Below are 24,096 nucleotides of genomic sequence, written 5' to 3'. Positions count from 1 at the left end.
ATGGAGGCCTGGATGCGGAAACCTCAATTGTTCGATGCCTGCCGGCTGGGAAGCCATGTTGTCTTGTGGCTATCTTTATCCGCACAAAGCCTTGCCGCGCCCAGCGATGACCCGGATATTCTGGCCCGACGCGGCCAGCAGCATCCCGTGGCAACCGGACCAGCCACTGCGCCAACCTTAACACTGAGCAAGCCGGCTGGCGGCTGGACCAGCGGCATGCAAATCACCGTGGCCGGTACCTGTTCCGACCCGACTGCCGATCCGGTAGTGGTCAACATCAACGGCGTGCGTTACTACGTGCGTAACGCTAACGGCAGCTTCTCCCGCGCCTTTCCGGCCGCCAAGGGCAAGAACACTGTCATTGCCGAATGCGCTAACAGCGCGGGCGTCGCCAAAGCGTCGACCACGGTCGATGCGGTGATTGCTTCGATAGGTTTGAAAGTGGTCCTCACCAGCGACAGCGATGGTGTCTACACCGATTTGCATATCTACGAGCCGGACAACAGTCACGTGTATTGGGCCGACACCAATTCCAACAGCGGCGGCATCTTCTTTTTAAATCAAAACGGCGACAACTTTGATCAGCCCGGCTACGGGCCTTATTTGTATGTGCATCCGGCCCCGCCGCTCGGTGTGTTCCGCATCGACACCAATTACTGGCCGGGCGGCGCGGTGCAGCACACGCTGGCGAATCTGGATATTATCCTCGACGAAGGTTTGCCCACAGAAAGTCGGCGCCGCGTGCAAAAACCGCTGGCCCGGCCCGGCGAAACCAAAACCCTGGCGTATGTGGTGATCCAAGGCAACCGCCAGCCGGCAAAAATCTATGTGCCCGGACAGGACGCCGAGCGCGACATGCCGGCGGAAGTAAGGGAATACATCAAACACGAACCCAAGCGCGAAGGCGAAGAAAACGGCGAGGACTTGGGAGCATTGGCGCCTACTGGGGCAGGGCTGGCATCTGCTCCCTCTCCTGCTGGAGAGGGTTGGGGAGAGGAGAATAAAAATAAGCAAACCTATCTACCATCACAAGACGCCGACGCGCTACGCCAAGTCGTCACCGACGTCGCCCTGCTGCAAGCCCGCAAACTCAGCCCGCTCTGGGAACCCAAACAACGCGACTGCGCGGGACTGGTGAGATTTGCCTATCGTACCGCTTTAGAACCACGCGACGCCACCCGCACCGCCAAACTCGGCGTGCCGGCCAAACTAATGCTGCCAGCTTTATCCGAGCAGGCTCGCAAAGCCATACCGGACTACCCGCAAATTTGGCAAACCGGCCTGAGCAACGGCCAGCCGCGTTACGGCCACTTCGCCGATGCCGAAACGCTGATCGGCTACAACTTTCGCTTGAAATCAAGGGACTTGGCGGCGGCGCGAAGCGGGGATTTGTTGGTGTACCAAAAACCCTTGGTCAACGACGAGCCCTACCACTTGATGCTGTTCGCCGGCGGCCATCCGCAGAATCTGGTGGTGTACCACAACGGCGCCCAGGGCGCCGAAGCCCAAGTCCGCGTGGTTAGCGTCGCCGAGTTATTGCAATCGCCCGATCCGGTGTGGGTCCCCCGCGCTGAAAACCCCTATTTCCTTGGAGTGTACGAATGGAACCGCTTAGCCCCGCAAAACGCCTGACCGTGATTGCCTCGGCGGCGGTGTTGACCGCTACCGCCGGCATCGTCGGCTATCAGGATTATTCCCGGCAACCTTTAAGCCGCTTGATGCGCACCGGTCTGCCGCTGTTGGATTTGACCGTGAAATTGCGCGACTCCGCCAATAACGATTTGGACGCCAGCACTTCGCTGGTGGGCAGCAACGACGAAGTGCCGACCGGCGACGACCATTGTCCAGCCTTGACCGGTGGCGATGTCGGATCTGGTACCACGATGGATGTCACCGTCCAACGCCCCGCCGATTGCCCCAAGCAGGCGATCTGGTATGTAAAAAAGCACTCGGTGGCTTTTACTCTTAACTTCAATCAGGGCGAAGCGTTTTTAAATTGGTGGGACGCACAACCGCAAGTGCAAAGCTTAGTGGGCAATCGCTTCGTGCAAGGCCTGTTTTTCGGTTTGCTGCAAAGCCTAAAGGTCAAAGCCGAACAGCTCAATCTGGAGGGGCTACAAGGCGAGTTTCTGGCGCAGCTGCTACGCGATGCCGTCGCCGCCAATGCCGAACTACACTACGACATGGCCCACGCCAGCCAGGGTTGGGTCATCAGCTACTCGCGTAGCGACAGCCAGTTTGCCGATCAAGCCATGCCGGCCTTGGCTGGCGTGTTGGCAACTAGTGGTTACCGCCTCAACAAACTGCCGGAGCCTATCCTGGAAACCCGCATCGGTTTGCAAAAACTGTTTTTCACTCAATTCCGTGAGCGGATTTATCTGGCGCAAAGCCTGGAAGCGTTATTGAACGTGATCGACAGCATCGCCCCGCAAAGCCACCGCAGCGATGCACCCTTGAGTTTAACGCTGCGCAGCGAAGCCTTTATCGATAATTTGCTGCCGGTGCTGACCGGCGCCCCGACGTATCCGTTGCAATGGGATTTTGCGTTGAAAGACGGTCAACTGGGTACGTTGAATTTACCGGCGGCTGCCTGGCAAAACCAATTGCACGGTCAGTTGTTCGAAGGCGTTTTAGCCAGTATCCCGCACGACGCCTTTGCCGGCGTGGCCGCCAGTTTGGCGTTATCGCCGGATTTAACCGCAGAAGATTGGCAAGCTCTGGCTGCAAACGGCCCGTCGACCAACCCGCCCGGCCCCGAACCGGCCGGTCTGGGCTTGGTTTGGGATTTCACCGCCGACAGCCCCAGCGGCGCGGTGGGCATCATCGTCGCCAGTCCCCAGCAACCGCAAGCCAGTGCCGCGTATGCGCAATATCTGAAAAACCCTGACCTGGGCGCTGAATGTGCCGGCGGCAGTTTATTTCTAGCGGCCAGTTCGGAGAGCTTGCTGACGAGGATGAAAGACGCCTGTAACAAGCAGTCCTTGAGTCCGTTGGATTGGCAACGCGGCGTCGAGAAACAGCGTATGCAAGCCGCGCAACTAACCGCTTTTGTTAATCCTGGCGCCGCGGTACGAGAACTATTTCTGGCAGGCGGCGCGGGTAACGCTCAGGAAGCAAATGAATTTGCGCCGCGCTGGCAGCAAGACTATGAGACCGCCAAGGCCGCGATGCGGCAGGAGGGGGATAAGTTGTTTTATGGTTTGCCGATTTTGAGTTATGCGGGGAGGGTTGAGGGGGATTCTGGGGCTGTTTTGGAAGGTAGGTTGGTAGGTCAAGAAGATGGGAAATGAGTTGGATCTCGTGTGTTTTTGAGTTGTTTGAAGGATGTGTCGCTATCGCGACGGGCGTTTTAATGTCGGTTCTCGGACCGACAGCCGAGGTACTTTTCTTTGCTTGGCCAAAGAAAAGTACCCAAAAGAAAAGCCACCCGAATGCCGCTTTGATCCTGCGCGCCAAAGCTTTTGCCGAGGGTTTTCGGAAGGGGCTTCCCAGCCCCTCCGAAAACGAGCGGCATCCCTGCCGCTCCCCTACCGGGCTGTTCTCGGCAAAAGCTTCGGTGCTCGGCGCGGCATACGGGGAACACCAGTCCCCGATGAATGGGCTTACGAAAAAACTATATGCCAGTGGTCGTAAAGCCAAAAACTTATGGGCGCAATGCCCCAGAAAACCAACCAAATCGTATTTTCCAGAGATGGAGAAAAATTCGATAAGCCAGAGTCCCTAATAAAGTAAGCAAACAACAAAATAGGCCAAAGCATACAAACAGCGCTCGTTTTATCCGAAGACAGATCTAATGTCGCTGGAAATTCAACAAATAGCGTTAAAAGACCAATGCCTAGATAAATAACTGAAAATCCAACGACTACCCATCCTTGTGGTGTGGTTAACAAAGGACCACGAATAAAGTCCGTAACAGATAGATGATGGTAATCCATGAAGTTTCTTCCTGTGCCTAAGGAAATCCTATGATAACGCAGCTTGATTATGATTATGCTCGAGGTTTGTCCCGTTATGCCGCGCCGAGCACCGAAGCTTTTACCGAGATCAGCCCGATAGGGGAACGGCAGGGATGCCGCTCGTTTTCGGAGGGGCTGGGAAGCCCCTTCCGAAAACCCTCGGCAAAAGCTTCGGCGCGCAGGATTGAAGCGGCATCCGGGTGGCTTTTCTTTTGGATACTTTTCTTTGGCCAAACAAAGAAAAGTATCGCGGCTGTCGGTCCGCGAACCGACATTAAAACACCCGTCGCGACAGCGACACCAAACCCACACAGCCTGATAGCAATACTCAGCCGGCTAATTCTGCTAACGACATTACTGATACCCATAACCGCCAACGCTGGCAGCCCATTCTATTTAACCGCCGAACGCAGCTTCAGCAACACCGAAGCCCCCAACATCCGCCTGGATTACACCCTCACCGACCAGCCCATGCTGATCCGGGTGCTGAAAGCCAATAATCTGGAAACCTTCCTGGATGGTCAGTTCAACGTCAGCCGCAGTTACGAGCAGCCGGTCAGCGAGCTGAACCCCGGCCATTATTTCGCTAAAGGCTTGAACAACGCGCAATCGCCGTTGCAGTTGTTGCGCGGCATGTTGGATGTAGAGTTTCGCAAATCCTTGAAAGAAACCAACTTCAGCGGCTCTGTGCTGACAGTCACCGAAAAACCGTTAGTGTCGGTGCCGCAACAAGTTTTGGTGGCACCGCCGAAGGGTTTTACGGTGGTGAAGGAAAGCTATCTGGATTTGCTGCGCAATGGCCAGCAAACCCACGATTTGGGTTGGTGGTTTAACGAAGATACCTGGAGCGAACATCGTTATAAAGTTCGGCAGATTGCACTCGATCCGTTGCCGGACGGCATTTATCTGCTGCAAGCGGTGCAGGGCAAGAACGAAGCGCAGTGTCTGATTCAGGTCAGCAGCCTGGCGGTGCAGGTCAAGCAATCCAGCGAGCAACTGTTGGTGCGGGCCATGAACCGCGATTTACAGCCGGTGGCTGGCGCCAAAGTCAGTTACCGCGATGGCCGTGGCCGTTGGCAAACCTTGCCTACCAGCACTAATGCTGCCGGCGAACTGAGCTTTAACAATCCGGATGGGGGGTTGGACGGTAAATTGTTGGTGCGAGTGGATGCGCCGGCCGCCAAGCCTGGCGAAACGGCGCGCACCGCACTGACGGCTACCGATTTTCTGCCGACGCAAGCCAAGGACGACGCGGTATTTGTGATGACCGACCGGCCGATTTTCAAGCCCGGTGAGACCTTTTATTACAAAGGCATCGTCCGCAATTTGCAGGACGGCCAGTTGCGGATTCCGGCGTTTCAATCCAAACAAACCGATGTGTCGCTGATTCGCGCAGACGGCAATGCCACTGGCTTGCAAGGCCAAACTCAGCTTACTGAATTTGGCTCGTTTTCCGGCAGTTTCGATCTCGATCCCAGTCAAACGCCTGGCTTGTATCGTTTGCTGGCGGAGATCGACCACAAAGCTTACGGCGGTGAGTTTAGAGTACGCGATTACGTCAAACCCACCTTTTACTTGGAATGGCTGGATCGCAGCCCGGTGGTTCAGGCCGGCCAGCCGTTTAAACTAAAATTCCGCGCCAAACGCTACAGCGGCGGCGTGCCGCAGAACGTCAAATTCGAAGTATTTCTGTACCGGAAAAAGTTCGAAGCCCCGCAATTTGTCACCGAAGCTGGCGCGGGTTTAGCCACCGGCAATGACTATTTCGGCCAGGTGAAATCCGCCGCGCCGTTGACGCAACCGCAACGGTTGTATAGCTCTATCGAAGAACGCCAAGCTGTCGATGCCAGCAACCCTTGGGAAACCGCCGCCAAGTTGGATGAAAGCGGCGACGGCAGTTTCGAGTTTACCGTGCCGGCCGCCGACCAGGAAAAGCCGGATCAGGAATGGATTTATTCTTTAATGGTCCGTGCCCAGGACGCGGCGGGCGGCAATGCGATTTTGACCGACAGCATCTACGCCACCTTGTCCGAGGCGCAACCGGCTGTGCGCTTTAATAAAACCGTGGCGGCGGTCGGCGATCAGGATTTGCAATTGCTGTTGCAATCCAGCTATGCCGACGGCAAACCGGCCGCCAAAGCCGGCGGCGTGATCGATGTGATGCTGGAACAACCGGGTAGCGGCAAGCGTAGCCTGGTGAAACTGGATTTCGCGACCGACGAGCGCGGTCAGCAAAAGCTCACCATCCCGGCCTTGAAAGAATTTGGCCGGCTCACCGCTGTGGCGCGCTTGGAAAGTCTGGATGGCCGTAACTTGAACCATCCGGCCAGTTCACAACCCAGCACCTTAATCGTCGCCGGCAGTGGCGGCGAAGCGGTAGCCGACAATCCGGAATTGGAACTGTACACGCCCACCACCATCCTCAGCCCCGGCGAGCAAGCCAAGGTGTTTGCCTTGTTGCCCAAGGCCTGGGGCAATAATGAGAGCGGCGCGATTTGGGAAACCGTGGCCGGCGCGCGTTTGTTCGATAGCCGCAGCGCGCCAGCTCAAGGCCGCAGCCGCTGGTTTGAAGTGACGGCCAAGCCCGAATACGGCACCGGCTTTTACCACACCATCACGGTGCCAGTGGCCGGCGGCAAATACAAGGAACAAACCCTGGGCTTTAGAATCGTGCCTTGGGAAAAGCGTTTGCAGATTGCCATCGAGCCGGAAAAAGCCGAGACTGAGCCGCTGAAACCCACCAAAATCAAGCTACAAGTCAAACGCGCGGACGGCAGCCCGGCAGCGAATACCGAAATCGCGGTATCCATCGTCGACCGGGCCGTGTATGCGGTGCAGGCCGAGTTCCGCCCCGGCATTTTCGACTTTTTCTATCCGCTGCAACGCAGTAATTTAGCGACCTTCTATTCCGACGATCTGCAAGGCTACGGTTACGCCGACTTGCTGCGCAAACCCAATTTCTCGCTCAGCGCCCTGAAGAGCCAAAGCAAATTGGCGAAAAAATCCATGCGCGATACCGCCGGCTGGTTTCCGCATGTTGTTACCGATGCCAAAGGCAATGCCACTATCGACGTCGATATGCCGGCGAATGTCACCGAATGGCTGGTCACAGCGGTCGCCAGCGATAAGGACGGACGCATTGGCGAAACCACCGGCCAATTCCGCAGCGTTACCGACGTGGCGGTGGACATGGTCGGCCCGCAATTCTTGCGGCAAGGCGACGAAGTGGACGTGGCGGTGAAACTGACCAATCACTTGGCTCGGCCGGTGAAGCTGGCCGGCAGCATCAGTTTGCCAGACGCCTTGCCTTTGCAAAGCGGCGAAACAGAACCGCAAGCCGAACTGGCTGCTAAAGCCGAGCAACTGTGGCCATTACGTTTAAGCGCCAACGACCGGCAAGGTGCGCCGGCATTGAAGGTGGCATTGACTGCGCCGGCTGGGGTGCGGGTGGGCGGTGCCGAAGAGTTCGAAATTCCGTTAAAAGCCGCTGCGCTGCCGCAAGTTTATAGCAGCGTTCAGCAGGACAATCTGCTGCGCGTCGATTTGCCCGCACAATTCCAGCCTCGGCAAGTAACGGTGCGGGTCAATTCCGGCCTGCTGGGGGCCGCACTGCAAGCGGCGTCCATGCTGGTGCAATACCCTTACGGTTGCACCGAGCAGCTGGCGCACAACACCGTGCCGAATCTGGTATTAATGGATTTAATCGAGCGCGCTGGCCTGAAACCCGAGCAATTGGGGCCGCTGGAAAACACTTTGAAACGCGCCAAGCAGAACGCGGCGCTGGGAGTGCGTAAACTGCTTCAAAATCAGAAAGCCGATGGCGGCTTTGCCTTGTGGCCCAGCGACAGCGAAGCCACGGTGCCGGTGACCTTGATTGCCCTGCAAGCCTTGAAATACGCCAATGACTTGCAAGTGGAAGGCGTGAATAACGCCTATTTCAAAGGCATGGATTGGCTGAACAATCACGCCGAGGGCAATACGGCGGCGGATGGTTTTGTGTTGAGCGGCTTTGCGACGGTCGGTTATGCTTACAACGCGCCGTGGCAACAGCAGGCCGATTTTGTCGAAAAACTGCTTGCCAATATCCATGCCGGCGAGGGTGATTTGATAGCCGCGCTGCGTATCGTCAAAGCTTATGAAAGTCAAAACTGGCACAGCTTTAATCAGCAGTTCAAAGACCGGCCGCAGTTGAAAAACGATTTGGTCAAACGCTTGCAAGTGGCGCTGGATGCGCTTGATCCAGCGAACTATCAGCAGCAACGCGGCGAGTTGTATAACAGCTTGGGCTTTGGATTTGGCATACCCAGCCTGATTTCTGCCGGCTTGGGCACGTTAAACGATGCGCAGGCCTTGCCGCCGGCATTGGAAGCCAAACTGAAACGCTGGCTGTTGCAAACCCAGCAAAACGGCTACTGGCAATCGACATACGATACCGCGCAGGTAATCTTCAACAGCCGGGAATTGTTATCTAAGGAAGCGGCGGTAGCGGCCAAGCAGAACGTCCGCAGCATTTCGGTCAGCAGCAAGGACGGTTTTGCACTGGGTACATTGCAGCGCATCCCCGGCGGCTATCTGGGCAACTTCAACCGCTTTGGTGATACCCCGGACCTCAGCGAAATTCATCTCGCCGAGTTGAATGCCGACGAAATCGCCAACGCCACCGTCAGTGTCGAAGTGCCGTATCAAGCCGTCGCCGCCCGAACCGCCGGTCTGGAGGTACAGCGCAACTTTCGTCGCATCACCGCAAAGGGCAGCGAGTTGATCGACATGAGCCAAGCCTTGAAACCGGGTGATGTGGTGGTCAGCGAGGTGCGCGTCAAACGTAGCGCCGACGCTGGCCGGTCGGCACCCGGCAGCGAATTTGTAGTGATCGAAGACGGCATCCCCAGCTTGGCGGAAGGCCAGGAAAACGATGAAACCTATTTAGCCGACGCCAAAATCCAGCCCAAAGATGACAACTACTGGGCCAACATCAAGGAAACCCAACGCTACCCGGACCGCATCGTCCGCGTCGCCAAGCTCCAAACCGGCGGCGAATTGACCTTGTATCAAGTTTGGCGAGTCGCCAGAGCCGGCAACGCGGCGATTCCGCCGGCAAGTGGCTTTGATATGTATAACGAGGCGGTGCAGGGGAATAGTTTGGCGGGGAGGGTGAGTGTTCAGTAGGGCGGAGCCGTTAGGCGCTCCGCCAATTTCCCATCGTCATACCGCGGAACCGCTAGCGCGTTAGGCTTTACCGGTAATGCCCCATATTATTGCCTTTGAATTTATACGACACAGCTACCGCTGTTGCACCCTATTTGCTAATTCTGTCAATTTCAGGAAGCTATTGTGGAAATTTTCGAAACCATACAAATCATTGCTAATGCCGTTTTTTTAATATCGATATTGATGTTTGGTAAATATTTACGTTCTTATTTGGCTGAGAAGGGAAAAAATGCAGCATCTAAAGAGGATATAGAACACCTTACAAAGTCAGTAGAAAGTGTTAAACATGAATACACGGCCCAAATTGAGCGTCTAAAATCCGAGTTGCAAGACGAGTTACATGTGATAGAGCGCCGACGCCGAATCTATGAGGAAATATGCAATTCCATGAGAGTGTTTATTGCGGGGAATGGGGCAAGTGATGAAGCAAAAGATCGCTTTCTAGCGGCCTATTCATCTGCTTGGCTATGGTCATCTGATCGAGTACTAACTTTGCTTAATGTGTTCGTCGATCTCCAGATTAAACATGCAAAACAACCAACGTCTAACGATGGTTTTGTCCTTGAATGTGCATAAAGTGAAATTGTGTTGGCCATGCGTCAGGATGTTGGCTTTACCAGCAATGATGTTAATGTTGGAGCGTATAAGTTTATATATTTTTAACCATCACATCGGGCTCAGGGCCGATTAGTGCAGAGTAATCGGACGAATGTATAGTTCATATATGGAAACTTTTACCTTGTAGGTCATGAAATGAAGTTGGGTGGGTTCGGTGATGACGTAGCGGCTTCTACCCAAGTTTGCCGAGTTCAGGAGGACGCTAGAGCGTCCGAAGCTGCGTTTCCACGCGGAGCATCGGAGCGATGGTTAACCGGCAAATCGGATAGTCCAGCAACTCAATCGCGCCAGGGATTGATCACGTCAAGCTCAGGGTAATTGAAGTCACGCACGTTGCGGGTTACCAGTTTCAATCCATGCGTGAGCGCGGTGGCTGCAATCAAACTGTCGATGGCCGGGATGGGGCGGCTCATTTGGGCGGTCAACCTGCCCCAACGATCAGCAACTTCCGCATCGATGGTCAAATTCGGCCGGAAAAGAATCGAGGCAGTTCCACTTCCAGCCAATCCAGCAATTTGAGCTGGCGATCGTCATTTGATTGTGTCCGGATTCCTAGCACCGGCATCGGGTTTGGCTAACCATAGGTGGAATCCAACACCGTTAAAACACGGCCCGGTTAAGCGTTCCGATTAGGGCAGGGAGGATTTATGCCGCTGATTTGGCACATCTTTGCCGCGGCTTAATACCGATGGGGCGCGAGATTGATCGAAAGCAAGGCCGAGAATGGTAAGAGCTACATTCCGCCGACCGCCACCCACAAAATACGATCTCCTGAAATTTGGCTTTGGGCGTCAATACTTGGAGCTTTTTGATCTGATTGAGCTCGATTTGCTTATCTTCAATACGCCGATATTCACGCTTTTCGGGGCTGGTCATCGTATCGATAGCTTGGCCTTCCAAGATTTGCTGGTCTTTTAGGGTAAGCCTGACTTGATAGCCATACAGACAGGCTATTTCCAGGTAATCGTGAAGTTCGCAGGATATGGGATGTTGAGTCATGGCGGATAGACTAGGCAACGAAGTGATCCGCGTTACGCTGAGGCTTTACAAAATAAGACGGCGCCGAATCGCTAAATTTCACCCTTCTCGACCACCGGCATGATCCAGTAATGGATACCGGACCCGGCAAATTCGGACTTCAATTTTTCCAGCAAGGCGGAAATAGCCATTTTCTCGGCGTAAATCTGAAAGCGCGCGGTTTGCTGATCGGCATCGTCGGCTTCGGTGAGAAATTTGGTGATTTTGTGTTCGCCGGTATCACTATTAAGCAGTTCTTCCTCAAAACTGGTCAGGCACTCCATCATCGGCCCCTCCATGACTGGCGGCACGATAAATGAAATGGAGAACTGTTGATGATGCACGGTTCGAAAAAAATCATCTTCACTGTTAAAACGATCAGACGCATTTTTGATCACTTGCAGATACTTACCGCGCCTGCGATCACCCTTGCGCTTTTCGATAATATCGGCAGACACAGGCGTCTGATTTTGGCGAGGGTCGTTGTACCAACTACGGTGGTAATAAGGCCTAACCACCACCATTCTGCCGTTAAACCGGCGATTTTTTAAACCTTTAACAACTCTTTGCACGGAAAGCTCAGAATCCAGCGTTACCACGCCGTGATATTCGATAGTGCCTATGCGGGTATCCTGTAAGGCCAGAATCTGCACATCGACTATACGGCCGGATTTTCTGAACAAGCCGCGTTTCAAAGCAGGGGCCACAAATTCGGAAATTTCAGTATGCCTGGTATTAGCAGGAATGCGACGCAAAAAGATATTCATAGGGCTATGTGTGGCAAGGAAAATAGCTCATTCAAAAATGATTAACCGCTGTTCGTCCGAACTGTAGCATCCCCAATCGCTTTCTGCATACTTTATGCTTAGATGATGCCTTGTTCGATAGCCGGTACCAGCCAATAATGCAGGCCGGAACCGGTAAAATCCGCCTTTAGCTTAGTCAATAATGCAGAAATGTTTTGTCTTTCGACATACATTTGAAAACGAATTTTGCGTTGATGTCCGGCAACCTGTTCTGCCAGCGACAAACCCTGCTGATTGTGATCGTGAACATTGGCCGGAAAACTGGTGAAACCCTGCGACCATTCCAATGACAGCAAACAATCGACCAGCGCTTCCTCCAGGCTGGGCGGCACATTCACCGTCAATAAAAACGCTTCGTGACTCATCAGCAACGCTCCGGATGGCGACCGAATAATTGATAAAGTATCGGCAACAGAATTAGGGTTAATAATGTCGAAGACAACAGACCGCCGGTAACCACAATAGCCAATGGCCGCTGAATTTCCGAGCCGGGGCCCGACGCAAACAATAACGGAATCAAGCCGAAGGCGGCGATGCTGGCCGTCATCAGTACCGGCCGCAACCGCCGCCCGGAACCGATAATCACCACCCGCGACAATTCCATACCGGTCGCGCACAGCTGATTGAAATAGCTGACCATTACCACCCCATTCAATACCGCAATACCGAGCAGGGCGATAAAACCCACCGAAGCCGGCACCGACAGATATTCACCGGACAACCACAGCGCGAACACCCCACCTATCATGGCCAGCGGGATATTGGACAGCACCAGCACCGCCTGCCGCACCGAGCCGAAGGTGGAAAACAGCAACAAAAATATCAAACCTAAAGATAATGGAATCACTAGAGAAAGACGCGCTGAAGCGCGTTGTTGATTTTCAAACTGACCGCCGAACGCCACATGAAAACCGCTGGGCAATTGAACACGCTCGGCCACCGCCTTGCGCGCTTCTTCGACAAAACCAACCAAATCGCGGCCCTCAACATTACAGCGGATTACCACGAAGCGCTGGCCTTTTTCCCGGTCTATCGACACCACACCTTCCACCGCTTGAATTTTCGCCACTGCGGTAATCGGTACATGCTCGCCATTCGGCAAACTGATTTGTAAATTCTCGAAGTTGGCGGTGTTACTGTCGCCGCGCAGCAGCAGAGGCGTACGTTTCACTCCCTCTTGGACAATACCCAGTTGCACGCCTTCAATCTGCGCGCGCAACATATCTTCGATGCTATTACTATCCAACCCGAACCGGCCAGCAGCTTCTCGATCAATGCTCAACTGCAGAAACTGCATGCCTTCATTTTTACGGGTAAACACATCACTGGCGCCGGGGATGGTCTTCAGCACCGCTTCGATTTGTTCGGCTTTATGATTCAACGTATCCAGCTCGGCGCCGAATAATTTGATCGCCACGTCACCGCGCGTTCCCGTTAACATCTCCGAAACCCGCATCTCGATGGGCTGAGTAAAACCAAAGGCTATGCCCGGGGTGTGATCCATAATCTTGCGGATTTCTTCGATCAACTCTTCCTTGCTGTCCATGCGCCATTCCGCTTTGGGTTTCAGGATCAAAAACGTGTCGGTATCGTTCAAGCTCATCGGGTCCAAACCCAACTCGTCGGTACCCACCCTGGACACCACGGTCTGTACTTCCGGGATATGCTCGAGGATGTTTTTCTGCACCCGGCCGTCCAAGGCCACCGAATCCAGCAAGGTAATAGACGGCAATTTTTCCAGCTGCACGATAATGTCGCCTTCGTCCATCGTCGGCATGAAAGTACTGCCGATCTGGGTGAAGACCAATACGCTTGCCGCCAACATCGCAGCAGCGCCGATAAAGACTTTTTTGCTGTTAGTCAGACACCAGGCCAGAATAGGCTGATACCACTGCAACAGTTTGCGCGGCAACCAGGGCTCCTCATGCGACACCTGTTTCAGCAACAGCGATGCCAGTACCGGAATCACCGTCAATGACAAAATCAAGGAGCCCGTTAAGGCAAACACGATAGTCATCGCCACCGGCCCGAACAGTTTGCCTTCCAGTCCCTGCAAGGTCAGCAGCGGTAAGAACACGATGACAATGATCAAGATGCCCGACGTCACCGGCACCGCTACTTCGCGGGTAGCGCGATAAATCAGATGCAACCGCGGCAATCTTTCGGCCTTTTGATGATCGGCGAGTTGCGTAATCACGTTTTCCACGACCACCACCGCACCATCCACCAACATCCCGATAGCGATAGCCAGACCGCCCAGACTCATCAAGTTGGCGGACATACCGAAAGCGTGCATCAGAATGAAGGTCACCAGCGCCGCCAACGGCAAGGCCAATGCGACGGTCAAAGCCGCGCGCAAATCACCTAAAAATAGAATCAGCAGCACCACTACCAAAACAATGGCTTCCAGCAGGGCTTTAGAAACGGTGTTCACCGCCTTGCCCACCAACACCCCCCGGTTGTAGAACACATTCAGGCGCACGCCTTCCGGCAAGCTTGGTTGCAATTCCGCCATCTTACTTTCCAGTTGCTCGATAGTTTGCCGAGCATTGGCGCCGCGCAAACTGAGCACGACCGCTGTCACGGCTTCGCCGTCACCGTCCTTGCTGACCGCGCCATAACGTGTCAATGCACCAATTCTGACCTCGGCTATATCGTCCACTCGCGTTGGCAGGCCCTCGTGCTGCGCCACTACAATGGCTTTCACATCCTGCTCGTTCTTGATACGGCCTTCGGCGCGCACAATCAACGCTTCCTCGCCTTCGCTCAACCGACCGGCACCGTCGTTGCGGTTATTATTTTGCAAAGCCGCTTTTAATTGCTCGGTATCGATATTGCGAGACGCCATGCGGATATTGTCGGGCACCACTTCAAAGCTGCGCACCAGCCCACCCAGCGCATTCACATCCGCCACGCCGCTGACGGTACGCAGAGCAGGGCGGATGGTCCAATCCAGTAATTCTCGCCGTTGCATCAGTGACAAATCGCCACCCTCAATGGCGAACATGAACATCTCCCCCAGCGGCGTGGTCATCGGCGCGATACCGCCCTGCACACCCTCCGGCAAATTACTCCACAAGGCGTTCAACCGTTCCGCGACTTGTTGCCTGGCCCAATAAATATCGGTGCCTTCTTCAAAGTCCAGCGTAATATCGGTAATGGCATATTTAGCCAGCGAGCGCAGCATGGTTTGATGCGGAATGCCCAGTAACTCAACTTCAATCGGCGCGGTAATTCTGGCTTCCACTTCTTCCGGCGTCATGCCGTTGGCCTTGACGATGATCTTGACCTGGGTCGGCGATACCTCGGGAAAGGCGTCGATGGGGATGTGTTTAACCGCATAATAGCCGCCGCCTACAAGCAACAATACGCCGAGTAAAATCAACAGCCGTTGAGTCAACGCAAAGCGAATTAACCCCGCCATTACTCGTCGCCTCCCAAACCTAACCAATTGGCTTTCAAGGCCACCGCGCCTTTTATGGCGATTTGCTCGTTGCCGGACAACGGTCCGCTAATCAAGGAATTGGCTTCTTGTTTACCGGTAATAGTCACTTCGGTCACCACAAAACCGTCTTGATTGCGCACAAACACATAGGCGCGCCCTTCGTTCTGGGCAATGGCGGTATTGGGTACGACGAAGCCGGTCTCTGCGCTATTTTGCATGATCTGTACATTGACGTTCTGTCCCACGCGCAAGCCCTCGGCTTTGCCGTCAATCACCGCCCTGGCCAATACCGTCTGATTGTCGTGGTTGACGCTTTGGCCCAGCAGACTAATTTTGGCGGTGATCTCGCTGCCTTTCAGCCGCACCGAATCGCCTAACCTGATGCCGCTCAAGCGCTCCTGCGGAATATTGATTTCCAGCCACAGTTCAGACAAATCGGCAATCCGATACAGCGGTGCCTGCATATCCAAGCGGGCGCCCAAATTGGTCAGACGCTCCAATACCACCCCATCGATGGGCGCGCGAATAGTCAAACGGTTGTCCAGCTTATGGCTTTGCCCCAAACTTTTAATCTCGGCGGCCGACATGCCGGCCAACAATAACAACTGCCGCGCCTCGTCGGCCTTGGCCGATTTGCTGCTGTGCAGCATTTGGGTTTCCTGCCAGCGCCGCTGCGCAATTACACCTTCCTGCAATAATTTTTGATCGCGATTGCGCTCTTGGCCGGATAAATTCAGTTCGCTGGTAGCGGTTAAAAATGCTTGCTGTAATCCGACCAGTTCCGGGCTGTGCAACTGCGCCAATAGTTGGCCTTTATGGATCTTGTCGCCGATATTGACCGGCAATTGGGTAACCAGACCGGGCTGGCTGCTACTGATCAACACTTCCCGGTCAGCCGGCACCACCACTTTGCCGGGCGCGTAAAACAGCGGAATCTGTTGGCTGGCGGTAAGCGGCGCGAATTTTATATCCAAATTGTCGATCTGCTGCTGGGTAATTTTGATCTGGGTATCTTGAGCAAACGCGCTTAACGCCTGCGTCAAAAACAGACCGAAGATTAACCGCCTCATGGCTGTACGCCGACTGCTTGGTTGTAGAAAGCGATGTTGCGCTGTAATTTAACCTCCTGCAATTTGGCGTTGCGAATCGCTTCCAGACTACGAGCCTGAATTTTTAAGAGGTCCAACAGGTTGATTTCGCCGGCCGAGAAGCTGATTTCAGTCATTTTCAGATGGGTTTCGGCGATTTGTTTCAGCTCGTTGGCAATTGCCAGCTCCGCCCGCGTCACTTCCAGAGCATGCTCGGCTTCGTGCAGATTTTTCTCCAATTGCCGGTAAAGATGCTCACGTTGGGCTTTGGCATTGTTCAGTTCCAGATTAACTTTGGCGATTTCCGGCGCGTTATAGGCCTCGCCGCCGAATAGCATCACCACACCGACGCCGACGCTCTCAATGTCTTGCCCGCTGCGGCCATCCCGCTGGCTTTTCGCACCTACACTGAGTTTGGGTTGATTGATAGGATCAGTGGTTTTGGTCCATTCAATTTCCGCCTGTTTCCGGTCGATGATGGCGTTGATAGCTTCCAGCATCGGATGGTTGCCGCTCACCGAGGTAATGTCGCTTAGTTTTTCCTGATAATTGCCCGGCACCCGCGACAAGGTAGTCAAGCTGGCATAGGCTTTACGGCTATGCATCACTTCCGCTTCGGCTTGGGTGACCAACCCTCGGTTTTGCAGATATTCACCCTTGGCCAGCAACAAATCCGCACGTGGCAAATCGCCCAATTCCACCCGGCGCCCGACTTTCTTCATCAATTGCTCGGAAATCGACAAGGCATTTTGCGCTTGTTGCAAACCGATATTGGCGATTTCCATATTCCACAAAGCGTCTCTGATCAAGCGCGTGACTTCCAGCTTAACCGCCGCCGATTGCTTTTGCGCGGCAACGCCGGCCCGTTCCGCTACCGCCTGACCGGCATCGCGTTGCCCCCATTTCCAAGTCGTGATTTCGACTTGAGCAGAGGCCTCACGCGAACCCAGGTCGTCGGCAATTCGGTCATCCATGTAATTCAATCCAACAGCCGTAGAACCGGCCACCCAAGCGTCACTGCGTTCGGCCAAGGCATTGGCTTCCTGGGCCAAGGCTTCGCCGACCAGACGATCCGGGTATTTTTCCACGGTTATTTCGACTAATTGCGACAAACTTAGCGACGGATCGGTTTCGATAGGATCCATGTGTTCGACAATCAAATTCTCCGAAAACATTTCGCCGCGAGTCGCCGCCAAACTCTCTCCGACAGGATTCATTTCGGCAAGGCAAGGCGCCGTAACCAGCAGTAATACAGGTAAACCGCATTTTAGATAACGGTATCCATTCATGGAGCACTCCAAAGCAGTAATTGAATAGAACTAGCAGCCAAACGCCTAACGGGCTTTTGGCCAATTTTGGGGACGAGGGGCTGCCAGGTGTTGACCCAGCCTGCTTCGACAGCGAAGCCAGCCCCTTTCAGAGCGGCGGCGCGCGGGATGGATTGTGACTAAGTACGGGGTCGGGCGCGAACAGCGGTATGTGCGGAGAAAACTTAACGAGTTGGATTTGCCGCGTAACCGCCAAATAGGCAACCACGCTGACCAGCAGATAGAAAACCGGCGCCAGCCTGTCCAGCCATTGCTGCTGTTTAATCGCAGAGCCCAGATTGACAATACTATTTTGAATTTGCAGATCGTGATCGACAGCCATCAAGGCGGTTTCGCCATCATGATCGATATGCAGCACTTCGAATTCGTGCAGATGCAGGCCGCCCTGCATGGCATCTCTACCGATATGGGCATGCACCAGCGGCGCTGCCACTTGCAAAAGCAGCAAAAACATAACTAGAAATTGACGCAAATATGCAACCATTTATGTTTTCAGAATGTCTGTGGGGTGTCGTTAATCGGTAGACGGCGGTTGTATAGGACCATGCGAAAGGCTATTCTACTTGAATTACGCGATTTTACCCCGAATATCGGCATACATTTATTCACTTTAGGCAAACACCTATGAACAGAAAGATCGGTACCTTGGCAACATTATTCATTGCACTGGCCTTACTGCTAGGCAGTGTCCAGGAAGCGCAGGCTAAACGCATGGGCGGCGGCAAGTCTTTCGGTAGCAAGCCGAGCTACAGCACACCGTTTCAACGCTCTACCTCTCCCACTGGAGCCAGCAGCCAGCCGACCCGCTCGGCCAGCCAGCAACAAGCGGCTGCACAAAATCAAACAGCCAGACAAAACTGGGCTGGTCGCGGCGGCCTGATGGGCATGCTGGGCGGCTTGGCTTTAGGCGGGTTATTGGGCTCATTGTTCTTCGGCGGCGCCTTCGAAAACATCAATCTGATGGACATGCTGCTGTTTGCCGGCGTCGCTTATCTGCTGTATCGCTTGTTTGCGGCCAGATCACGTCAGCAACCCGCCGCGCCGGCCGGTTATGGGCCCGCGCACTCGCAACCAGCGGAATCGCAAAACTATTATCGCGAGAACCAGCAACCGGCAGCCGGCGGTTCCGGTTTCGATACCGATGTGCTGTTCAAAAAAGGCAGAACAGCAGGATCAGGCAGCAATGACTATCAACAAGCCGCTAGTTTCGATGCAACCAACTTGCCGGCCGGGTTCGATCAGCGCGCGTTTTTAAGCGGTGCGGAAAGTGCCTACCGCTACCTGCAAGCAGCTTGGGATAGACGCGACTTGGCGGAAATCCGCGGCTTAACTACCGACAAGGTGTTTGTAGAAATTCAAGAGCAGCTACGTGCATCCAATGATATTAATAAAACCGATGTCCTGAAACTGAGCGCCGAATTAATGGATGTCCGCGAAGCCGGCACCGAACTCGAAGCGGTGGTCTTGTTCGACGCGCTAATCAGCGAAGACGGTGGCAAGGCAGAAGCCATTAAAGAAGTATGGCATTTCGTCAAACCCATCAACAGCAATCAAACCCGCTGGTTCCTAGACGGCATTCAGCAATTTGCAGAATAATCCGGCATGTCGGCGGACAGCACTCAAGTCAGGCAGCGCTACGATAGGCTTGCACCTTATTTCGATGGTCTGGAAGGCTTTCTGGAAGGCTTGCTGTTCCGCCGTTTACGTAAAAAACTCTGGTCGCAGGCTAGCGGCGCCCACATTTTGGAAGTTGGGGTAGGAACGGGGAAAAACTTCCCGTTCTATCCTGATGACGCCCGAATTACCGCTATCGATTTCAGCCCGAACATGCTGGAAATGGCCCGCCGCAAACAACAGCGTAAACAGATTGCGGTCGATCTGGCTTTGATGGACGTGCAAGCGCTGGATTATGCCGATAACAGTTTCGACACGGTCATCGCCAGTTTTGTGTTTTGTTCGGTACCGAAACCCAGAAAAGGCCTGAAAGAGCTCTATCGCGTTTGCAAACCCGGCGGTCAAGTGCTGCTGTTGGAACACGTTTTAAGCTCCAACAAAGCTTTGGCGATGATGATGAATTTATTCAATCCGCTGATTTTGAATACTTTTGGCGCCAATATTAACCGACAGACGTTAAAAAGCGTACAAGCTTGCCCGTTCCAAAAAATATTCGTCGATCCCGCCAGCAGCGACATGATCAAACTGATCCGCGCCATCAAATAAACCCTTCGTCGCAGCGCCGTTAATTGGGGTTGTTTTTACTATTCAATCGCCGGCGTCTACAATGCGCGCGTGCTTAATCGGGCGTAAAAGACGGAAGTTATGGCAAACAAGTTAAAATTGACGGGCAACACTCAGCGCTTGACGCTTTTCTGTATTGCCCTGCAAGCAGCTGCCCCAGCCGGGGCGGACGACACCCTATCCCATTTAAAGGCCTTATCTCTCCAAGAGCTGAGTGCGACCACCGTTTCCATCGCCTCGAAAAATCAACAACCTATCAGCGAAACCCCATCGGCGGTATTCGTCATCAGCCACGAAGAAATCAGGCGCTCCGGGATGCAGTCCATTCCGGAACTGCTTCGCAAAGTGCCCGGCCTGGAAGTCGCGCGGGTGGATGGCAATCAGTGGGCGATCAGTAGCCGTGGCTTTAACGGGATAAATGCCAACAAGCTGTTGGTGATGATGGACGGCCGCACCGTTTACGACCCACTGAACTCCGGCGTTTACTGGAACGAGCAAGACTACCCGCTGGAAGACATCGATCGGATCGAGGTGATTCGCGGCCCCGGTGCAACGTTGTGGGGCTCCAACGCCGTCAATGGCGTCATCAACATCGTTACTCGTTCCGCGCAGGAATCACAAGGCGTATTGCTGTCAGGCGGCACCAGCAAGGAAGAGCCCGGATTCGGCACCTTTCGTTATGGCGGCCGACTCAGTCCGGATTTTAATTATCGCGTCTACGGCAAATACAATCATCGCGAGGATTTTCATTTCGGTAACGGCGAAAAAGCCAACGACAGCCTGGACATGGGCCGCGCCGGTTTTCGCAACGACTGGACCCCGGACGCCCGCAAAAACCTGATCGTGCAGGGCGATTATTTCAATGGCGGCATGCAGCAATCGCTGAATAGTCTCGACCCGGCATCGCCCATTAGCCCCGACAGCACCAAAAAATATGGCGGTAACCTGCTGTTACGTTGGCAACAAACCCTGGAAAACGATAGCCGCCTACAAATCCGCAGTTATTTCGATCATGCCGTCCGCAACCAAAGCCGACTGGATTATCGGCGCAGCACCTTCGACCTGGATCTGCAGCATGATTTCCGTTGGCAGGCTCATCACGTAACGTGGGGGGCCGGTTATCGCTTCAATAGCGATCAACTTCAGCAAAAACAGGCGTTGTTACACTTCGATCCATCCGAGCGCGATGTGCACTTGTTCAACGTCTTTGCTCAGGACGAATGGCGGTTTCTGGCAGACGAACTGCGTTTGATATACGGCAGTAAAGTCGAGCATAACGATTTTACCGGTTTTGAGATCCAGCCTTCCGCCCGACTATTGTGGGTACCCAATCAGCAACACAGCCTGTGGGGCGCGGTGTCCAGAGCAGTTCGCGTACCGGCCAGGGCCGACCACGACGTCAATGTCTTATTCAACGTAGGCCCCGGAACCACAGCCAACATCATGGGCGACGATAATTTTGACTCGGAGAGCGCAGTCACTTACGAATTGGGCTACCGCTTTTTTCCGAACGACATCTTTAACCTGGATACAACGCTGTTTTATAGCGATTACGGCCGACTAAGCACCACCGAACCGCAAACACCGCTGGTAAACGGCGATAACATCACTATCCCGTTTCTGATTGCCAACAAGGCAAACGGTGAAGCCTACGGCTGGGAAACCGCATTGAATTGGCGGATGTCCGAACGCTGGCGCGTGCAAGGTAGTTACAGTCTGTTTGCAATTGCCTTGCACCAGCGCGACGGCAGCCTGGATAGCGCAGCAACAGTTGCTGAAGGCAATAGCGCCCGCAACCGTTTCAACCTCAGTTCCTACTTCAATCTGCCGTATCAATTGGAATTTGATGCGCATTGGTATTACACCGACCACCTAATCAATCAGGTGCCGGCCTATCATCGGCTGGATCTGCGCTTGGGCTGGCAGCCGAATCTGCATTTTGAATTGGCTGTCGGCGCGCAGAATTTGCTGGACAACCGGCACCTGGAATTCAGCCCCAATATAGATAACGCGGTGATCAGTAGCGAAGTTGAACGCAATTATTACCTTAAAGCCACGGTACGCTACTAGATGCGGCGTCCAAGCCTACGCAAAGTTGTGACACGCACCGGCGCGGTTGCGCGGCGGTGCCTGTTAATGCTGTTGTTGGCCTGTTTACCGCCGCTGCAATCATCGGGCACAGCGGGTGAACCGCGCTTTAACGAGACGGAACTTAAAGCGGCGTACTTATATAACTTTGCCTATTTCGTTACTTGGCCGACCACCCACAAGGAATTTTTGTTTTGCAGTTACGCCAATTCGCCGGTCACCGGCGTACTGGCCAAGCTGATCGAAGGTGAGCGGGTAAACGATCTACCGATGCAGATGGTTATCGACCCAATACCCGAACAATTGCACGAATGCCAGGTGATTTATATTCCGGCACAACAGGAAAGAATTCTCGCGGCGACCCTGGAGTTTGTCAGGCCCTTTCCGGTGTTGACGGTCAGCGATATTACCGATTTCGAACACCGGGGCGGCATGATCCGACTGGCTAACGACGGCCTCCGTGTTCAACCGGTCATACAACTGAAAAATGTAACGCGAATAGGTTTGACGATTAGTTCCAAGCTATTGCGCAGTTCGCGGCTAATTGAGTAGCTGCCGGCAGCAATTTCCGGGCAATTTTGAACATGGCTTGATGAGTTACTGAACTCGCCACTGCACAAGGATCTGCATCGGCGCCGTCGAATGATTTTGAAACTGGTGAGCAGCACCCCCAAGTATCTAAATCAGTAAAGCAGGGTAAAGGATTAACCGTTACCCTGAATCAAATTGACCTTATCGCTAGCGAGCCGAATTAACAGTACGCTCCAATTCTTCGCGGCTAAGATGACGCACATCCTTGCCTTTCACCATGTATATCACCTGCTCGCAGACATTGCAGGAGTGGTCGCCAATCCGTTCCAGCGCGCGCGCAGCCCATAACATATCCAGAGCTCGGGTGATGTTACGCGGGTTTTCCATCATCTGCGTGATCAACTGCCGGGTGATGCTGGTGTATTCGCGATCAACCTTGGCGTCCTGCTCGGTGATGGCAATCACTTCCTCGACATCGTTGCGGGCATAAGCATCCAAAGCACCGTTCAGCATGTCCTTGACCAGATTCAGCAGATGTTCGATTTCGTAGTACTTGTCTTGATAATAATCGGCACCTTCCAGACGCATGGTCATTTTGGCGATACGCGCGGCTTCGTCGCCAATCCGCTCCAGGTCGGTGATGATTTTGATGGTGGCGATCAACATGCGTAAATCAAAAGCCGCCGGCTGACGTTTGGCCATGATTTCGGTGCATTCGTGGTCGATGTCTTTTTCCATCTCGTTGACATACTGATCCTGCAGCACCACTTTTTCGGCATTTTCCATGTCGTTACCCATGAAAGCCTTGGTCGCCAGATCGACTTGCTGTTCCACCAGACCGCCCATGGTCAGCACCTTGTTGCGAATATCTTCCATCTCCTCGTTGAATTGGCGGGAAATGTGCTGCTTGATTTTGCTGTTATCCATTGTCTACCTCCTAGCCGTACCTGCCGGTAATGTAATCTTCTGTTTGTTTTTTCGCCGGATTGGTAAACAACTCGCTGGTTTCACCAAATTCGATTAATTCGCCCATATACATAAAAGCGGTGAAATCGGATACCCGTGCCGCCTGCTGCATGTTGTGGGTGACGATCACTATTGTGTATTTTTCTTTCAATTCGTTAATCAATTCTTCGATTTTCAAGGTGGAAATTGGATCCAGCGCCGAGGCCGGCTCGTCCAACAGGATCACTTCCGGCTCTATGGCAATCGCCCGAGCAATCACCAGTCTTTGCTGCTGACCGCCGGACATCCCCAAGGCATTGTCGTTTAGACGGTCTTTCATCTCGTCCCACAATGCGGCGCCTCGCAATGATTTTTCGACTACTTCGTCGAGTATACGCCGATCATTGATCCCTTGAATCCTTAGGCCATAGGCGACGTTTTCGTAGATGGTTTTCGGGAATGGATTGGGCTTTTGAAACACCATACCGACTCGCCGGCGCAGAGCCGCAACGTTCACCGATTTATCGTAAATATCCTCGCCATCCAGCAGAATCTTGCCTTTGATGCTGACGCCGTCGACCAGATCATTCATCCGGTTGATGCAGCGTAATAAGGTGGATTTACCGCAGCCGCTGGGACCGATATAGGCCGTCACTTTCTTACGCGGCATTTCCATGTTCACGCCATGCAAGGCCTGCTTCTGGCCGTAAAACAAATCCAGATTTTCAACTTTGATGCAGGTTTCCAATTGCTCAACGCTCTTTCTGTCTTCCCTTTTCAACGCGCTAATGTCAATGGCGTGGGTATTCTTTTGGGCTGTTGTCATGA

Annotated in this window: 19 protein-coding genes; 9 read left to right on the top strand and 10 right to left on the bottom strand. The window is 53.7% G+C overall.

What is annotated here, in order from left to right; translation table 11 throughout:
* Positions 1-12 precede the first annotated feature (12 nt).
* From QLH52_RS11170 to QLH52_RS11150, 5 genes are all read left to right on the top strand, one after another.
* The gene (locus QLH52_RS11170) at positions 13-1,632 is read left to right on the top strand and encodes a DUF1175 family protein (RefSeq protein WP_319961599.1); all 1,620 of its coding nucleotides are present in this window, start codon (positions 13-15) and stop codon (positions 1,630-1,632) included.
* Entirely contained in the window at positions 1,602-3,290 is a 1,689-nt protein-coding gene (locus QLH52_RS11165) for a hypothetical protein (protein WP_319961598.1), read from the top strand. Before QLH52_RS11170 ends, QLH52_RS11165 begins: the two co-directional genes overlap by 31 nt.
* Positions 3,287-3,724 carry a hypothetical protein gene (locus tag QLH52_RS11160; RefSeq protein WP_319961597.1) on the top strand — a complete coding sequence of 146 codons (438 nt, stop codon included), beginning with the start codon at positions 3,287-3,289 and terminating at the stop codon, positions 3,722-3,724. The genes QLH52_RS11165 and QLH52_RS11160 overlap by 4 nt, the downstream gene beginning before the upstream one ends.
* Before the next feature lie 241 nt (positions 3,725-3,965).
* Positions 3,966-9,122 carry an MG2 domain-containing protein gene (locus tag QLH52_RS11155; RefSeq protein WP_319961596.1) on the top strand — a complete coding sequence of 1,719 codons (5,157 nt, stop codon included), beginning with the start codon at positions 3,966-3,968 and terminating at the stop codon, positions 9,120-9,122.
* A gap of 165 nt (positions 9,123-9,287) precedes the next feature.
* Positions 9,288-9,740 (top strand): hypothetical protein, encoded by a 453-nt coding sequence (locus QLH52_RS11150; protein ID WP_319961595.1) that lies wholly within the window; start codon positions 9,288-9,290, stop codon positions 9,738-9,740.
* A gap of 320 nt (positions 9,741-10,060) precedes the next feature.
* Here the strand turns inward: QLH52_RS11150 and QLH52_RS11145 are convergent, their stop codons facing one another.
* The 8 genes from QLH52_RS11145 to QLH52_RS11110 form a co-directional block, all read right to left on the bottom strand.
* The gene (locus QLH52_RS11145) at positions 10,061-10,195 is read right to left on the bottom strand and encodes a PIN domain-containing protein (RefSeq protein WP_319961594.1); all 135 of its coding nucleotides are present in this window, start codon (positions 10,193-10,195) and stop codon (positions 10,061-10,063) included.
* A gap of 232 nt (positions 10,196-10,427) precedes the next feature.
* The gene (locus QLH52_RS11140) at positions 10,428-10,781 is read right to left on the bottom strand and encodes a Rho-binding antiterminator (protein WP_319961593.1); all 354 of its coding nucleotides are present in this window, start codon (positions 10,779-10,781) and stop codon (positions 10,428-10,430) included.
* Between the two features lie 71 nt (positions 10,782-10,852).
* A complete protein-coding gene (locus QLH52_RS11135) occupies positions 10,853-11,566 on the bottom strand; it encodes a DUF3240 family protein (RefSeq protein ID WP_319961592.1) in 714 nt (237 codons plus the stop codon).
* A gap of 98 nt (positions 11,567-11,664) precedes the next feature.
* Positions 11,665-11,970 (bottom strand): DUF3240 family protein, encoded by a 306-nt coding sequence (locus QLH52_RS11130; protein ID WP_101052728.1) that lies wholly within the window; start codon positions 11,968-11,970, stop codon positions 11,665-11,667.
* Positions 11,970-15,029, bottom strand: coding sequence for an efflux RND transporter permease subunit (locus tag QLH52_RS11125; protein ID WP_319961591.1), 3,060 nt, complete (start codon positions 15,027-15,029; stop codon positions 11,970-11,972). The genes QLH52_RS11130 and QLH52_RS11125 overlap by 1 nt, the downstream gene beginning before the upstream one ends.
* Complete coding sequence (locus QLH52_RS11120; RefSeq protein ID WP_319961590.1) at positions 15,029-16,120, bottom strand: efflux RND transporter periplasmic adaptor subunit; 1,092 nt, start codon at positions 16,118-16,120, stop codon at positions 15,029-15,031. The genes QLH52_RS11125 and QLH52_RS11120 overlap by 1 nt, the downstream gene beginning before the upstream one ends.
* The gene (locus QLH52_RS11115) at positions 16,117-17,427 is read right to left on the bottom strand and encodes a TolC family protein (RefSeq protein WP_319961589.1); all 1,311 of its coding nucleotides are present in this window, start codon (positions 17,425-17,427) and stop codon (positions 16,117-16,119) included. The genes QLH52_RS11120 and QLH52_RS11115 overlap by 4 nt, the downstream gene beginning before the upstream one ends.
* 127 nt (positions 17,428-17,554) lie before the next feature.
* Positions 17,555-17,950: a hypothetical protein gene (locus QLH52_RS11110; RefSeq protein ID WP_319961588.1), complete on the bottom strand. Its 396-nt coding sequence runs from the start codon at positions 17,948-17,950 to the stop codon at positions 17,555-17,557.
* 140 nt (positions 17,951-18,090) lie between these two features.
* On the opposite strand from QLH52_RS11110, the gene QLH52_RS11105 reads away from it, so the two are divergent.
* From QLH52_RS11105 to QLH52_RS11090, 4 genes are all read left to right on the top strand, one after another.
* A complete protein-coding gene (locus QLH52_RS11105; protein ID WP_319961587.1) occupies positions 18,091-19,062 on the top strand; it encodes a Tim44 domain-containing protein in 972 nt (323 codons plus the stop codon).
* Positions 19,063-19,068: 6 nt separating this feature from the next.
* Positions 19,069-19,686 (top strand): class I SAM-dependent methyltransferase, encoded by a 618-nt coding sequence (locus tag QLH52_RS11100; RefSeq protein WP_319961586.1) that lies wholly within the window; start codon positions 19,069-19,071, stop codon positions 19,684-19,686.
* Positions 19,687-19,785: 99 nt separating this feature from the next.
* Complete coding sequence (locus tag QLH52_RS11095; RefSeq protein ID WP_319961585.1) at positions 19,786-21,774, top strand: TOL_0244 family TonB-dependent receptor; 1,989 nt, start codon at positions 19,786-19,788, stop codon at positions 21,772-21,774.
* Between the two features lie 27 nt (positions 21,775-21,801).
* Positions 21,802-22,344 carry a YfiR family protein gene (locus QLH52_RS11090; protein WP_319961584.1) on the top strand — a complete coding sequence of 181 codons (543 nt, stop codon included), beginning with the start codon at positions 21,802-21,804 and terminating at the stop codon, positions 22,342-22,344.
* A 186-nt stretch (positions 22,345-22,530) separates the two neighbouring features.
* On the opposite strand, the gene phoU is transcribed toward QLH52_RS11090, so the two are convergent.
* On the bottom strand, positions 22,531-23,250 hold the full coding sequence (phoU, locus tag QLH52_RS11085; protein ID WP_319961583.1) for a phosphate signaling complex protein PhoU: 720 nt from the start codon (positions 23,248-23,250) through the stop codon (positions 22,531-22,533).
* Between the two features lie 10 nt (positions 23,251-23,260).
* The gene (gene pstB, locus QLH52_RS11080) at positions 23,261-24,094 is read right to left on the bottom strand and encodes a phosphate ABC transporter ATP-binding protein PstB (protein WP_033156874.1); all 834 of its coding nucleotides are present in this window, start codon (positions 24,092-24,094) and stop codon (positions 23,261-23,263) included.
* Positions 24,095-24,096: the final 2 nt, after the last annotated feature.

Source organism: Methylomonas defluvii (assembly GCF_033949435.1).
Taxonomy (GTDB): domain Bacteria; phylum Pseudomonadota; class Gammaproteobacteria; order Methylococcales; family Methylomonadaceae; genus Methylomonas; species Methylomonas defluvii.
The sequence above is the reverse complement of the archived record's forward strand: the minus strand, read 5'-3'. Positions and strand labels throughout refer to the sequence as shown.

Excerpts from the sequence above, each read along its gene's own strand:
- QLH52_RS11115 (WP_319961589.1), bottom strand. The coding sequence starts at position 17,427 with ATGAATGGATACCGTTATCTAAAATGCGGTTTACCTGTATTACTGCTG.
- QLH52_RS11125 (WP_319961591.1), bottom strand. The coding sequence starts at position 15,029 with ATGGCGGGGTTAATTCGCTTTGCGTTGACTCAACGGCTGTTGATTTTA.
- QLH52_RS11110 (WP_319961588.1), bottom strand. The coding sequence starts at position 17,950 with ATGGTTGCATATTTGCGTCAATTTCTAGTTATGTTTTTGCTGCTTTTG.
- QLH52_RS11160 (WP_319961597.1), top strand. The coding sequence starts at position 3,287 with ATGAGTTGGATCTCGTGTGTTTTTGAGTTGTTTGAAGGATGTGTCGCT.
- QLH52_RS11130 (WP_101052728.1), bottom strand. The coding sequence starts at position 11,970 with ATGAGTCACGAAGCGTTTTTATTGACGGTGAATGTGCCGCCCAGCCTG.
- QLH52_RS11170 (WP_319961599.1), top strand. The coding sequence starts at position 13 with ATGCGGAAACCTCAATTGTTCGATGCCTGCCGGCTGGGAAGCCATGTT.
- phoU (WP_319961583.1), bottom strand. The coding sequence starts at position 23,250 with ATGGATAACAGCAAAATCAAGCAGCACATTTCCCGCCAATTCAACGAG.
- QLH52_RS11135 (WP_319961592.1), bottom strand. The coding sequence starts at position 11,566 with ATGAATATCTTTTTGCGTCGCATTCCTGCTAATACCAGGCATACTGAA.
- pstB (WP_033156874.1), bottom strand. The coding sequence starts at position 24,094 with ATGACAACAGCCCAAAAGAATACCCACGCCATTGACATTAGCGCGTTG.
- QLH52_RS11140 (WP_319961593.1), bottom strand. The coding sequence starts at position 10,781 with ATGACTCAACATCCCATATCCTGCGAACTTCACGATTACCTGGAAATA.
- QLH52_RS11100 (WP_319961586.1), top strand. The coding sequence starts at position 19,069 with ATGTCGGCGGACAGCACTCAAGTCAGGCAGCGCTACGATAGGCTTGCA.
- QLH52_RS11165 (WP_319961598.1), top strand. The coding sequence starts at position 1,602 with ATGGAACCGCTTAGCCCCGCAAAACGCCTGACCGTGATTGCCTCGGCG.
- QLH52_RS11120 (WP_319961590.1), bottom strand. The coding sequence starts at position 16,120 with ATGAGGCGGTTAATCTTCGGTCTGTTTTTGACGCAGGCGTTAAGCGCG.
- QLH52_RS11105 (WP_319961587.1), top strand. The coding sequence starts at position 18,091 with ATGAACAGAAAGATCGGTACCTTGGCAACATTATTCATTGCACTGGCC.
- QLH52_RS11155 (WP_319961596.1), top strand. The coding sequence starts at position 3,966 with ATGATAACGCAGCTTGATTATGATTATGCTCGAGGTTTGTCCCGTTAT.
- QLH52_RS11145 (WP_319961594.1), bottom strand. The coding sequence starts at position 10,195 with ATGAGCCGCCCCATCCCGGCCATCGACAGTTTGATTGCAGCCACCGCG.
- QLH52_RS11095 (WP_319961585.1), top strand. The coding sequence starts at position 19,786 with ATGGCAAACAAGTTAAAATTGACGGGCAACACTCAGCGCTTGACGCTT.